The sequence below is a fragment of the Dulcicalothrix desertica PCC 7102 genome (genome assembly GCF_003991905.1).
GTDB classification, from domain to species: domain Bacteria; phylum Cyanobacteriota; class Cyanobacteriia; order Cyanobacteriales; family Nostocaceae; genus Dulcicalothrix; species Dulcicalothrix desertica.
The window spans coordinates 204,133-217,429 of sequence record NZ_RSCL01000016.1; the positions used below are offsets into that span (position 1 = coordinate 204,133).

The window sequence follows — 13,297 nt, forward strand, 5'->3', positions numbered from 1 at the left end:
AAGAAGACTATGACCATTGATAACTATACGTTTATTGAGTCTAATTCTAAATTATTTTTACCAACAGAAGAATCAAATTTTGCTCAACTCCTAATAAATCGGACTACAGAAGCTGCATTTTGTTTAGAAGCAAATGGGAAATTTACTTACGTAAATGATGCAATCTGCGTTCTTAGTGGGTATTCCCGTGAGGAATTACTATCCATGACGGTAGATGAGATAGACATAGATTTTTCACCACAACTTTGGTCAGAATTATGGCAAGCATTGAAATCGCATTCACTAAGCTTTGAATCTGGCTTTCGGACAAAGACAGGTGAAATAATAAAAGTAAAAGTAACTATCAGCTATGCAGAAGATAAAGGTCAGGAATTTTGCTGTGCTTTTGCTCGTGAAAAAAATGAACAAGTAGTATTGAACGTACAACAATACACAAATCAGTCAGAATCAAAGCAAGATTTACAGTCAGAATCTAAAACTTCACTTTCTTTACTTGAATCCACTCTCGAATCTATTGCCAGTGGCATAATTGCAGTAAACAACAAGGGAGAAATTACTTATTACAACCAAAAGTTTCTGGACATGTGGCAAGTACCAAAAACGGTAAATATATCTAAAAAATATAACCGCAGCAAAGCCTTTTTTGAGGCACAAGTTAAAGATTTAAAAGTTTATCGCTCGTGCGTTTGGGAAATATCCAATCGAGACGATGGTGAGAGATACGACTTGGTAGAATTGAAGGATGGGAGAATTTTTGCACATTACTCACAACCGCAGCGATTGGGTGAAAAAATTATCGGTAGAGTCTGGAGCATTTGGGACGTTACAGAATCAAAACGAATTGAGGAAACACTCAGGCTAAATGAAGCGCGATTTCGGACTTTAGCAGAAACCACCGAAGCTAGTATTTTTTTAATTCAAGAAAAAAACATTTGTTACGCTAATCCAGCAGCGGAGATACTGACTGGCTACACAATCCAAGAATTAGTAACTAATTTCAATCTAGACAAACTCATTTTAGGCAAAAAATTTACGCAGGTAAACAAGCAAGATGGAATAGCTTTATGTGAATATCAAGAGATGCAGATTCTCACAAAAAATGGTAATCAGCGTTGGCTAGCTTGCACAGTCGCACTGCTGGATGGAATGTTTGATTTTGCTGGTAAGCCAGTTGAACTGATTACAGCCATTGATATCACCAATTACAAACAGGCAGAATTAGAGCTTTGCCAAGCTTTAGAACAAGCAAAACAACTTGGCGAACAGAAAGAGCGTTTTGTTTCTATGCTTTGCCATCAATTTCGCACTCCATTAAATGTTGCGTCATTTTCTGCTGATTTACTCAAACGTCATAGTCACCAATGGACTGAGGAAAAGAAATGCTCGTATTTCGGTTTAATTCAACTTGGTATTAAACAAATTAGTGAATTGTTGGACGAAATTTTGCTGTTTGGTAAGGCAGAAGGTGCAAAATTAGAGTTTCAGCCAAGAGAAATAGAATTAAATCTGTTTTGCAATGAGATTATTTTTCAGGTAGAGCTTGCGAATAGCAACCAAATATCAATCAATTTTATTAGTCAAAATAATTCTATAACTGCTGATTTTGACCCAAAAATGCTACAGCTTATTTTAACGAATTTGCTCTCGAATGCCATCAAGTATTCACCTGAAAATAATAGCGTGACGTTGGAACTATCCTGTGAAGATAAAAATATAATTTTTAAAATTAAAGATACAGGTATTGGTATTCCTGAAAAGGATAGAGAACGAATATTTGAGCCATTTTATCGCGGCAGCAATATTGATAGTATTCCCGGTACTGGTTTAGGGCTATCGATTGTTAAAACTATTGTCGATTTACAAGGTGGTGAAATTTTTCTAGAAAGTCAAGTTGATGTGGGCACTACATTTACCCTAAGATTCCGACAACTTTTACGAAGTCGGGAATCTGCAAGCTAAATTTGCAACTGCAAATGCTAATCGATCTGGAGGTACAGGTTTAGTCAAGTGCATTTGAAAACCTGCTGTAATTGCAGCCACAGAATCTTCGCTACGTGCATTCGCTGTTAGCGCTGCGGCAGGTATTTGTCCCCCTAATTCGGCGCCTAATTGTCGAACTCGGCGAATAAATGTATAACCGTCTTCTCCTGGCATACTGATATCAGAGAGTAACACGTCATACCCATTGGGGTTGGCAATTAGGGATTGTATGGCATTCTCAGGTGTAGCAACTGTTGTAACGTCGGCGCCATATCCTTCAAGTACCACTGTAAATAACTCACGCACATCAGGCGAATCATCCAAAATTAATACTCGCACACCCGCTAAAGTTGTAATATCTTCAACTGGCATGGAGATGTTAACGGCGCCTAATAGTATGGCAGGCTTTGAAATTTGAGTTTGCTTAGGCAGTCTAACAGTAAATGTCGCTCCGTGTTCTTCACCCAAACTATCAGCGCTAACTGTGCCACCATGAAGTTCAACAAGGTGACTGACAATTGCTAGCCCAAGCCCAATTCCAGGATTCGCTCGACTCTGAGAACTATCCGCTTGACGAAAGCGCTCAAAAACATAAGGCAAAAATTCCGCGTTGATGCCTTTACCAGTATCGCTAACTTGAATTTGGGCTGTGGAGTCAATATATTCTAATTTAATTTCCACTCGTCCAGTTGGGGGAGTAAATTTAATCGCGTTAGTAAGTAAATTCCAGATAATTTGCTGTAAGCGAACTGGGTCGCCAAGTATTTGTTCGGAAGCAGCATCAAGCGTAGAGACAAGTTGAATTTGTTTCGCATCCGCACTAACCCTAACTACCTCAATCGCTGTTTCTATTATTGGAGCAAGTTCAATTAAACGGGCATCCAAACGCATCTTGCCAGAGGTAATGCGGGAAATGTCTAACAAATCCTCAATTAGTTGAGTTTGGATTTTAGCGCTGTTTTCGATTGCCTCAAGCCCACGAGCAAGCTTACTTGCATCGACTTTCTGCCTACGGAGCAACTGCGCCCATCCTAGTAGAGAATTAAGTGGATTTCTCAACTCGTGCGAGAGGATGGATAAAAACTCATCTTTGCTGCGATTAGCTGCCTCCGCCGCTGCGCGAGAGGACTGTTCAAGCTCCAAAAGTTGGCTGCGCTCACGCCGTAACTGTTCTTGCTGCGTAATATCATCAATTGCCAAAAGTATCATGTCCTGATGGTTTGGTTGAGACATTCTACGGGCATTTAGCATCATGGTTTTGCGTCCAATTTGCTCAAACTCATGCTCAACCACCAAGTTTTGAAACTCAGATAGCTGGTTATTGCTGGGAACAATTTGTTCTAGAAGCTCACGCAAATCGGGAATATTCCATTGTCCATTTCCTAATTCAAAAAGCGGGCGCCCTTCGACTTGAGTTGTTGTAACCTCAAAAGTCTCATAAAAAGCTCGATTTGCGGTGATGACTTTTAAGCTGGTATCTAGTACCACTAAAGGTTCCCGCATTGTCTCCACAATCGCCTCGGCATAATTACGCGATTCTGTCAATTGTTCGGAAGACCGTTTGAGCGCGTCAATATCCACCAATATCATTACCGCACCATCGATCTTATTATCAATTGTTCGGTAGGGACGAATTCGCAAGTCATACCAATGCCCTTTCTGATCTTGCACTTCTTGCTCTTTAACACTAAAAGTATTAATCACCGACAAAATTTCTTGCTCTAAGCCTGGGATATTAAGATTATGATTAATGTCCCGTAACGGGCGCCCCACATCAGTAGGAATCAAGTTGAGGATTTGTTGTGCTAAGGGAGTAAAGCGGCGGATACGGACATCGGCGCCTAACATAACAATTGGAATGTTAGTACTACTAAGTAAATTCTCTAAATCGTTACTAAGGTGGTTTAATTCGAGATTGCGCCGATACAGTTCGTCGTTAACGGTGTTTAATTCTTCATTTGTCGCTTGAATTTCTTCTTTAGCGGTTTCGAGTTCCTCATTCGTGCTTTGCAATTCCTCATTGCTAGAGAGAATTTCCTCGTTGGCAGCTCTCAAATCCTGATTTGAGGCTTCCTGTTCTTCAATAACCGATTGCAAATGCTCTTTGGTAGCTTTTAATTCCTGTTGGAGCCTTTGAATTTCTGGATCAATTTTTGGCTTTCTACCACCAGTCTTAGTACTAGTTTCTGGTTGAAGTGTCGCAGTCGCATCCTCAAACAAAATCAAAAAGTAGCGTTCTTCTAACGTCCGAGCTTTGAAGGGAATAATGTTAATAGTTACCAACCGTGCCTGCTCGTTTTCCCAGATTTGCAACCCCTCTTTTGTAACAGGCGCATCCAGCTTCTTTGCCTGCCCAACGGCGGTGCGGACTTCTAGCCGCAAGTCTTCTCGAACCATTTTGAGCAGATTTAAGCTCGCCCTTCCCGGAGTCGGTTCGAGATAGCGACTCGTTTGTCCCCGAAATTGCAAAATCTCCAAATCAAAGTTTGTTACCACGCCAGCTGGGGCATAGCGATTTAATACTATTCGATCTGCTTCTTTCTGCAAATCAAGGTCGGTAGCTATCCGTGCCGATTTATCTTTCGTAATTATCGGAAATACTTCAGTTTTTAAGGCTTCAAAAGCTTCTTTGTCACGCATAAAACTGGTGACATTAATCAAAACATCTTCGTACAGTGCCTGTACTTCTACAGGATTATTTTGGAGAAATGTTACATAATCCTCCAATTGCAGTATCTGGTACAGCATCATCCGCCGATAAATTCGCCGCTGCAAGGTAGTGTGTTTGTAAGAGCTAAAGTCAACTCCCGTAGCAACCCGCAGCAATACAAAGATGGTTTGTAAGGCATTTTTGCCTTCTATTAGTTCCTCTGGCGAAGCGACTTCTACCAAAGTGGTATCGGCAACGTAGGGATGACGGCTGATTTTTGCTAACTCAGCAGCAATCTCGCTCGGTGTTAAAATGAAGTCTACATGCCCAGTAGCGACGGCGGTATTCGGCATACTGCTAACTTGTGCCGTGTCTTCACATTGAGCAAAAGTAATTCCCCCCGCTGCTTTAATTGCCTTTGCTCCCAAGGCGCCATCACTATCACCCCCTGATAATACGATTGCGAGGGCTTTGTTACCCCGATCCGACGCTAGCGAAAAAAAGAAAGTATCAACGGTCATCGCTAGTCCGCGAATCTTCTCACGCGGCATCAGTTTTAGTACCCCTTCAGAAATGACCATCTGCTTACCAGGGGGAATCACATAAAGTTGGTTCGGTTCTACGGTAGTATTATCAACCACTTCATGCACTGGCATCTCGGTTGCACGGGAAAGAATCTCTCTCAACAAGCTTTTATGATCTGGTGATAAATGTTGCACCAGCACAAATCCCATGCCAGTATTAGTCGGTAGATGCTGCAACAATTGTGTGAATGCTTCTAATCCACCCGCAGATGCTCCAATCCCAACAATGGGAAATATATTCGAGTTCCCTTGCTGCTCTCCATTAGGCGCCGACTTTTCAGTACGTCGAGATTGAGATTTCTTCTTCGGTGGTCGCCTATTCATTAATACGTGTCGCTTTCAGAAAAGGTAAAAAATGAATCAATATTACTTAATTAAGGTAAAACATAGTTATCACTCTACACTTAACTATCTTACTACTAACGTAAGCTTTCATTTAAAAATCAAACCGGATTCCTATATATATATATATATTTAACGATTGCGCCAAACTGCATGGCTACGCGCGCTTAAAAAAGTATTGATGGGAATAGCAAACCTTAAAATTTCCAAACGCTTGCCTTGCTTTTCAATTTCTCTAGCAATACCGTTAATACCTATTAAATTTCCTTGTTCGTCTAATACAGCACCCCCGCTCATTCCGGGTACGGCTCGATTATCGTACACTAAGGTATAACCCTTTTCACCATTTTCCAAGCGACTGCGAATATTACCTTGAGTAAATTGGTAATTACGTTCTTCTGTAACTCCAGGTATACTTGAAGCCCATCCAGCTACATAAACAGGCATTCCTTCATATGCGTTATCAGAATTTCCCGCACTGGCGACGTTATAATTTTGTACGCTGCTAAATTCTAATATTGCTAAATCTAACCCTAATAATTCTCTAATACGCTTTACCGAATAACGGGCGCCGTCATATGTTTTAATTTCATAATTACCATCATCCGCAACTACATGCTGATTAGTCAAAACGTAATAAGTATTTCCTTTACGCTCAATAACCACTCCAGAACCGACGCCTGAACCACCAACAACAACCGTAAACTGTTTAGCGATAGCATTAATTTGTAACGGTGACAACCCAAAAGCCACTTGCGGTTGAATTACAACAACCGCAGCACCGAACAGCAATGCTGGGAGATTATCTATAAATTTCATACATAGCGCCGATTTTTGAAATCGGGAAGTCAATTTATGGAAATAACAACTTGAGATAATTTTCTAATGGTATTCCCCAGCTATATTGTTGCATTTGTTTTTGCTCTAGCAGTGCTGGTTCTGTTCCGTCTTGGTATATATAAGGATTGCCCCAAAGAGGTTCAGCGTGCATACCGTTAATGGCGATAACCTCACCTGCATGATTTAATACAGGCCCACCACTCATACCTTTTTGGATATCGTTAGTGTAAGCAATTTGATACCCACCTTCTAATGCTTTACTAAGAACGAGGGAAACTCGACCACTTTTGATTACAAATCCTTTATCTCTCGAAGCTTGTGTATCTCCTGGAAACCCTGCTGCATAAACTTTGTTACCTTTCTTCAGCTTTGACGTTGAACCAAGCTTCGCTTGAGGGTAACGTTGATCAACGCTTTGAAATTGCAATAACGCTAAATCAGCTTTTTGTAGAGATGTTGAATGTGGAGATACTACATTTAACTTCTCTACTGGTGTTGCTGAATATAATCGACCATTGTTAGTTTGAATTTGATAAGGTGGTTTACCTGCCCGAAGTACATGAGCATTTGTTACCACAGTATAAACTTGTCCCTGATTTTTAATTAATATCCCTGACCCCAAAAAATCACCTGCCAGGATTTTAACTGTAATTGACGAGGCAATGTGTTGGAGTTGCGGTTGGGATTTTATAGATGGTTGCTCAAGCGCAACCATAGAATACGGCACTTTGGGCACCGGCAATAATGATAAACCGCTCAAACTGGCAATAATGATAATAAAACTTTGGCGCCAATTCATCGATTACACTTAAAACTCATCAACTACTCTTGATTCGTAACACTACCAACTTGCTCAGACTCACTCCTATCATCAATGATTTTCTGAATATCAAAATAATCAGCATCATCGATAGTCAAATAATCTAAGCTCTTATTACCCTCATTAAGTAATATAGAGCCATCGCTGCTACTTCCAGCACGATTATCGAGTAGTTTTTGCATAACTTGGCGAGGGTTTGCATTACTTTTAAGAGTTACTAACACCCCACTTGGTAAACAAGGGCCTCCCTTATAACTGGCAACACACAATACAGGTTGCCCGTTAAACTTGCCAGCACGTAAAAAGTTAAGCGTACCATTACTAAAAAACCTTTGGAAACGCGCGGAAATATCCTCACACCGTCTGACAGGTGTCCAAGGAGCAGGAAAAGCTGTATCAACCCAGCGAATCATTGGTTTATTACCCCGTGGTGTACGAACTAGAGTTGCTGGTACACCCCTACTGACCCCGCAATAAAACTTATTAATTTGGGCATTGGTGGGTTCGCTTATGGTACTGGTTATAGTGAGCGCAATCGCTGTTACGCTCAGGATTTGAAAAAACGCACCGAGCTTCATCATATCGAGTAAGCCATTTACAAAGTAGAATCTCCCGGATTTTATAGCTGTCCAAGTATTGGCGCCATAAGTCCGTTCCATAGCCGCTAACCTGATTTTTACGTTTAAAGCTAATTGCTCTAAAAAATACTCAATTCAACTTCAGTTTATCGGATTCTCCATAAATTACAATACGATTTCAAACTTCAAATTATGCAACACAGGTAATATTTAAGTAGTAATATTCTTTTTGACGTAATTTGCATCACAAAGTACAATCCCAAAGATAAAACTAACACCATTAATTATGCTTATATATAATGTTTAATTTGTTACTCACTATCAAACATAATGAGAAAATATCAGTCTCAAGACCAAGAAGCAATAATAAAAATGATTGATTACATATATCGTGAGTATGGCGACAAAATTTACTTAGAAGGCGCCGATAGTGATTTACTAGATATAGAAGCAAATTATCTACAAGATGGAGAATTTTGGGTAGAACAAGCTTCGACAGGGCAGATAATAGCTTGTATAGCTGTAAAAAAATCTACACAAAATAGTTCCAATCCACTTATCGCCTCATTAAAACGATTTTATCTACTGCCAGAATATCGAGGTTCGGGACTCGCGCAGCAAATGCACAACACTGTTATCGAATGGTGTAAACAAAATCACGTTGCTCAAATATATCTTTGGTCAGATACAAGATTTACCCGCGCGCACTCCTTCTATCGTAAGCACGGATATGAACAAAAAGGTATTCGCGACATGAACGACGGCGCCATGCCATATCAAGAGTATTATTTTATAAAGAATATAATGTAACTGGAGTGTTTAAAAATTCTCCAATTGTGGAAATCAAATTGTGGAACAGGCATCCCTGCCTGTTCGGAGGATGTATAATGTTAAGCTGGAACTATCGTGTCTTTTGCGAAGATAATGGTGATTATATCATTCGTGAAGTCTTTTATGCGGAAGACGGTTCTATTGTTAGCTGTACAGAAAATCCCGTTGAACCGTTTAGAAGAACACTTGAAGAATTAGCTAATGATATTGACTTTTTTAAACAAGCTTTGACATTGCCTGTATTGACTCTATCTGATATTCCTATTGGTGAAGTGAAACAGCGAACCTCAAAAGGAGATACTAAAAATATTTCTCACGACGACTTGTTATTGAAACTTGGTTTAAGTCAACCTTCAAAAGCAAATTAGCAAGATGCCTTATTTTGTTACTGAGCGTGATTCCTTTTTTACCTGATTTAACTACGTGTTGAACTGTGAGAGCAGTATACGTATTACCTGTTTGCTTGATAATTAATCCTGAAACTGAGTTTGTAAAGTTTTGAGTATCAACTATTTGTACTGTAATCTCTCTGGCTATTTGTTCTATTTGCTCAACTGAAAGCGCACACAACTTGCAATTAAACTATGACTATTTGGGTGCCGATTAATACAGATGACATTATGTATCATTTCATATTTACAATAGAAGTTATGTTCAGCCTTTGGTCGGTTCATAATTGATCCCCCCAACCCCCCTTAATAAGCTATCCATTACCCGGATCTTTCTCAACATTCATGAGAGTGTTCACTCACATCCCTCTAACCCTTATGGCGCCGTTTTTTATTCTCAATAAAAACCGTTTTTTAGCGATAAGATGAAAGCGAAATTGTCAAGTATGTTTGACACCTCAGTCTTCAAGACGCTTTTATAATAAGGGTTTTAAGATTGTTAAGAAAGATGTGACTAATGCATAGCTTAATAAGGGGGGCTAAGAATTTACTTATTTTCACCCTTAATAAAGAGGAGTTTAAATCCAGTTCCCCCCTTATTAAGGGGGGTTAGGGGGAATTAGCTATCGTCAAAACCTACGCAGTATTTGGTATTAGTTTACAATCTATTTCTTCATATTAGTAGTTATAAACGTTTGAATTTCTGGTGATGTCAAAAGCGGCTTTGCATCATTAAGTATGATGTTTGACCATAGTCGCTCTTTCTTGAGATAATCTACATTTGCCAGACGAGGTTCTAAACGCAGTGCTTCTTTTGCCAGTTCCAAACTTTGTTGAGGTTTATCTTTATATAATGCTACTGCCAATGCGAATAGAGACTCATCACTTTGTCTATTAATAGCAATAGCATCCTGCCAATGCTTGATTGCGGCTTGAGTATTACGCTGGTCGTACTCAATGAATGCAAGATTGCTAATTACTATGGAGTTTTTTGGTTCTAATTCGATTGCTTTTTTATAGTTAGCTATTGAATCAGGTATTTTTCCTTGGGAGTAATACAAAACACCTAAACCGTTGTAGCCAGCAGCATTATTAGGATTAATGTTAATCGCTTGATTGTAATCAGAAATAGCTCCTTGATTGTCACCTAAGTCGTTACGGACTCCACCTCGACCAACATAAGCAAGCAAATAATTGGAATTAATCCTAATTGCTTCGTCAAAATCAGCAATAGCTCCTTGCTTATCTCCCAAGTCGCGACGAAGTAAACCTCTATCTACATAAATATCAGCATTATTTGGATTAATATGGATGGCTTTTGTGTAATCTCTAATTGCCCCTTGTTTGTCGCGTAAATTTGAGCGTGCCTTACCGCGATTAAATAAAGCTATGGCATTATTAGGATTACTCTTGATGTCTTGGGTGTAATAAGCAATAGCTTGATTATAGTCAGCGTCTGCTCTTTTGTCGTCTCCTAAATCTCTAAAAACATTGCCTCGGTCTAGGTAAACATTGGAATTAATCGGATTAATCTTGAGAGATTGAGTATAATCATCAATTGCCCGCTTCTTATCCTCTAGATTTAAGTAGGCATTAACTCGGCGATAGAAAGCATCGGCATTGTTGGGACTATCCTTGATATCTTGGGTATAATAAGCAATAGCTTGATTGTTATCAGCGTTAGCTTTTTGTTTATCTCCCAAATTTTTGTAAATATAACCTCGATTTAGATAAGCATTAGAATAAATTGGTTCTATTTTGATGGCTTGGGTGTAATCATCAATTGCTTGCTTATTATATCCTAAGTCTGAGTACACAATAGCGCGACTATAGTAAGCATCGGCATAATTTTGCTTAAACTTAATAGCTTGTGTGTAGTCATTTATTGCTTGTTTTTTATCCCCTAGGTCTGAGTATATACCACCGCGAGAATAATAGACATCGGCGTTATTTGGCTTGAGACTGATAGCTCTATTATAATCAATAATTGCTTGCTTTTGATTTCCTAAACGAGAATAAACATTGCCTCGTTTGTAGTAAGTATCTGCATCCTTTGGGTAACTATTAATATCTTGGGTGTAATAAACAAGTGCTTTATTATAATCATCATCTGCTCTTTGCCTATCTCCCAATTCTTTATAAGCGCTAGCTCTTATAAAGTAAGTCCAGCCGGAATCCGGTTTAAGTTCAAGCGCTTTGGTATAATCGCTAATTGCCCCTTTATAATCGCCTAATCTGTAATAAGCAGTACCTCGATTAAAATAAGAAACTTCATAATCTGGTTCAATTATAATTGCTTGGTTAAAATCTTGAATTCCCTCAGTAGCTCTACTAATATAAATACCTATGACTGTAAGCTTTGACAAACCTACAGTTTTTGATTCACCAGCTTTTATTGAACTTGGTAATAAAGGTGAAATTTTACGCTTGTATCTTGAAAAAGACCAGCATAAACTTGGAAGAGACCCAGAATGGGCAGATTTGAAAGTACCCGTTGATTGGGGTTTGGTATCACGTCGTCAAGCAATATTTGTACGTGAAGGTAATTTATATCGTATTTTTGATGGAGATGGTACTAAGAGTAGTACCCACGGCATTTTTGTAAATGGAACGCGCGTTTCGGCATCAAGTGGCTATCTTCTCACGAGTGGAGCGCAGTTAGAAATTGCTAAATCTAGCGACCACATTCTATTGACTTACTCAAACGCAGTAATATCGAAACCTCCTGAAAACATCGTTTTACCAAGCAACAGACGTTTGGTGTTAAAAGGAATAAAAGAATTTCCGATTAAACTTGGACGCGCTCCTAATTCTGATGTTTACTCATCAATGCAACTTGACGCACCAACGGTTTCCCGTCTCCATGCAAAAATCTATACCAATGGAAACGGCGCCTATGGTTCTTTAGTAGATGTCAATACATTAATTCCTGCTAATACCCCAACCGAAATTATTAAAACATCTTTTGTATATAGCGCCACTTGGAAAAACCTAGGCTTAAACTGGGGAGTTTTGATTATTCATATATCAGTTTGTATAGGTGTCTCATTGTGGCTGCAAAAACGTAAAGATATTGTTTAGGCTTTGATATATGTGGCAGAAACATTGGATAGAAAATTAGTAATATCAGCTATGATTGGATGCTGCCGTACTTGGCTTAACTCCTCAGCGTTCATATTCTCAAATATTGTTTGGATGTATTGTGACTTATCACCTAAGAATCTAGACAAAAATCGCTTTGGATGACAGCAAGCAAACTCCCACTCCAAATCAGTAAAATGTTGTCCAATCAGTTTTTCAATCAAATCACGATTTTGTAATAAAACAACTTCAATTTCCGGAACAGCCATAATAATTTTATATGGAACACCTGGAGAAGATTGACGCATTAAAAAATTTATATCATTAAATTTCTCTACGACTATATCTTTATCATCTGCACGCGTGTTTACTATTAAAACTACAGGTATTCTATCAGACCCAAGAATTGTCGTCGCCATTGAATGAGCAGCATACTGACCCGAACCTGCGAAATGTTTTGTATTTTCAAGCAGTTTATTAGATAATATTTTTTTGATAATATCTAAATCGGAATTAAATTCTGTTATAATATAAGCCTGAATCATGGTAATCTCCTATTAATATAGTAATTTGGAACACCTTGTTCAACACAGTATCGATATTTTTTGAGAAGCGCTAGTCGCATAAATTGATTTTGCAAACAATAATATATTTCTCCCTGTTCCCACAGAAGAATAGTTTGAGGAGCTATATATTTGGCTAAAGTAGCAGCAGCATCTGTGAAACCATTACGACTAAAGACGCAACCAATCGCTGCTACGGGTCTGCGTAGCAATTGGTTTCTAAGTTTGGCAATTGGTTCAACATTCACTTTTGCACTTGTGTCTTTACATTCTACAAGACAGTTCAGACCATCAGAATAAATAGCTCCGTCAATTTGCTCAAGTTCCTCCTCCTCATCTATCCGCACACTATATGGATAGAGGACTTCGGCGCCTTCAAGTTGAAATGCTCTTATAATTAAATATTCTAGAGCTTTTCCTGCATCCCAATCAGGAGTATCTCCTGCCTGTATCTGAGACCAAAGTCTAATTAAATCGTCCAAATTATAAGTTTTTATCCTGGCTTCGTATTCTGCACCAGTAGGCATGTAATTATTATATCCTGTAACGAACTATATTAATACAAACTAAATATAACTCGTTGAGCTTATCATTTGTACTAGCGTCACTGAATATTAATAAAAACTTTGATTGAACTTT

At 38.8% G+C, this 13,297-nt stretch carries 11 protein-coding genes; 4 read left to right on the forward strand and 7 right to left on the reverse strand.

Going from position 1 to position 13,297, the window contains the following annotated elements:
- Positions 1–9: 9 nt before the first annotated feature.
- Positions 10–1,959, forward strand: coding sequence for a scytonemin biosynthesis sensor histidine kinase (locus DSM106972_RS30660; protein WP_127084235.1), 1,950 nt, complete (start codon positions 10–12; stop codon positions 1,957–1,959).
- On the opposite strand, the gene DSM106972_RS30665 is transcribed toward DSM106972_RS30660, so the two are convergent.
- The 4 genes from DSM106972_RS30665 to DSM106972_RS30680 form a co-directional block, all read right to left on the reverse strand.
- Positions 1,933–5,538: a chemotaxis protein CheB gene (locus tag DSM106972_RS30665; protein WP_127084236.1), complete on the reverse strand. Its 3,606-nt coding sequence runs from the start codon at positions 5,536–5,538 to the stop codon at positions 1,933–1,935. The genes DSM106972_RS30660 and DSM106972_RS30665 overlap by 27 nt on opposite strands.
- Positions 5,539–5,688: 150 nt before the next feature.
- Positions 5,689–6,375 carry a S1 family peptidase gene (locus DSM106972_RS30670; protein WP_127084237.1) on the reverse strand — a complete coding sequence of 229 codons (687 nt, stop codon included), beginning with the start codon at positions 6,373–6,375 and terminating at the stop codon, positions 5,689–5,691.
- Between the two features lie 34 nt (positions 6,376–6,409).
- Complete coding sequence (locus DSM106972_RS30675; protein WP_127084238.1) at positions 6,410–7,195, reverse strand: S1 family peptidase; 786 nt, start codon at positions 7,193–7,195, stop codon at positions 6,410–6,412.
- Between the two features lie 23 nt (positions 7,196–7,218).
- Entirely contained in the window at positions 7,219–7,875 is a 657-nt protein-coding gene (locus tag DSM106972_RS30680) for a COP23 domain-containing protein (protein WP_325052227.1), read from the reverse strand.
- Between the two features lie 249 nt (positions 7,876–8,124).
- Here DSM106972_RS30680 and DSM106972_RS30685 point away from each other — a divergent pair, with 249 nt between their 5' ends.
- Together DSM106972_RS30685 and DSM106972_RS30690 are read left to right on the forward strand one after the other, a co-directional pair.
- Positions 8,125–8,604, forward strand: a complete 480-nt coding sequence (locus DSM106972_RS30685; RefSeq protein WP_127084239.1) for a GNAT family N-acetyltransferase — start codon at positions 8,125–8,127, stop codon at positions 8,602–8,604.
- 77 nt (positions 8,605–8,681) lie between these two features.
- Entirely contained in the window at positions 8,682–8,993 is a 312-nt protein-coding gene (locus DSM106972_RS30690; protein WP_127084240.1) for a hypothetical protein, read from the forward strand.
- A gap of 686 nt (positions 8,994–9,679) precedes the next feature.
- On the opposite strand, the gene DSM106972_RS30695 is transcribed toward DSM106972_RS30690, so the two are convergent.
- Entirely contained in the window at positions 9,680–11,380 is a 1,701-nt protein-coding gene (locus DSM106972_RS30695) for a tetratricopeptide repeat protein (RefSeq protein WP_127084241.1), read from the reverse strand.
- On the opposite strand from DSM106972_RS30695, the gene DSM106972_RS30700 reads away from it, so the two are divergent.
- Complete coding sequence (locus tag DSM106972_RS30700; RefSeq protein WP_233787167.1) at positions 11,361–12,095, forward strand: FHA domain-containing protein; 735 nt, start codon at positions 11,361–11,363, stop codon at positions 12,093–12,095. The genes DSM106972_RS30695 and DSM106972_RS30700 overlap by 20 nt on opposite strands.
- On the opposite strand, the gene DSM106972_RS30705 is transcribed toward DSM106972_RS30700, so the two are convergent.
- Complete coding sequence (locus tag DSM106972_RS30705) at positions 12,092–12,640, reverse strand: hypothetical protein (RefSeq protein ID WP_127084242.1); 549 nt, start codon at positions 12,638–12,640, stop codon at positions 12,092–12,094. The two genes, DSM106972_RS30700 and DSM106972_RS30705, sit on opposite strands and share 4 nt — an antisense overlap.
- Complete coding sequence (locus tag DSM106972_RS30710) at positions 12,637–13,185, reverse strand: restriction endonuclease (RefSeq protein ID WP_127084243.1); 549 nt, start codon at positions 13,183–13,185, stop codon at positions 12,637–12,639. Before DSM106972_RS30710 ends, DSM106972_RS30705 begins: the two co-directional genes overlap by 4 nt.
- Positions 13,186–13,297: the final 112 nt, after the last annotated feature.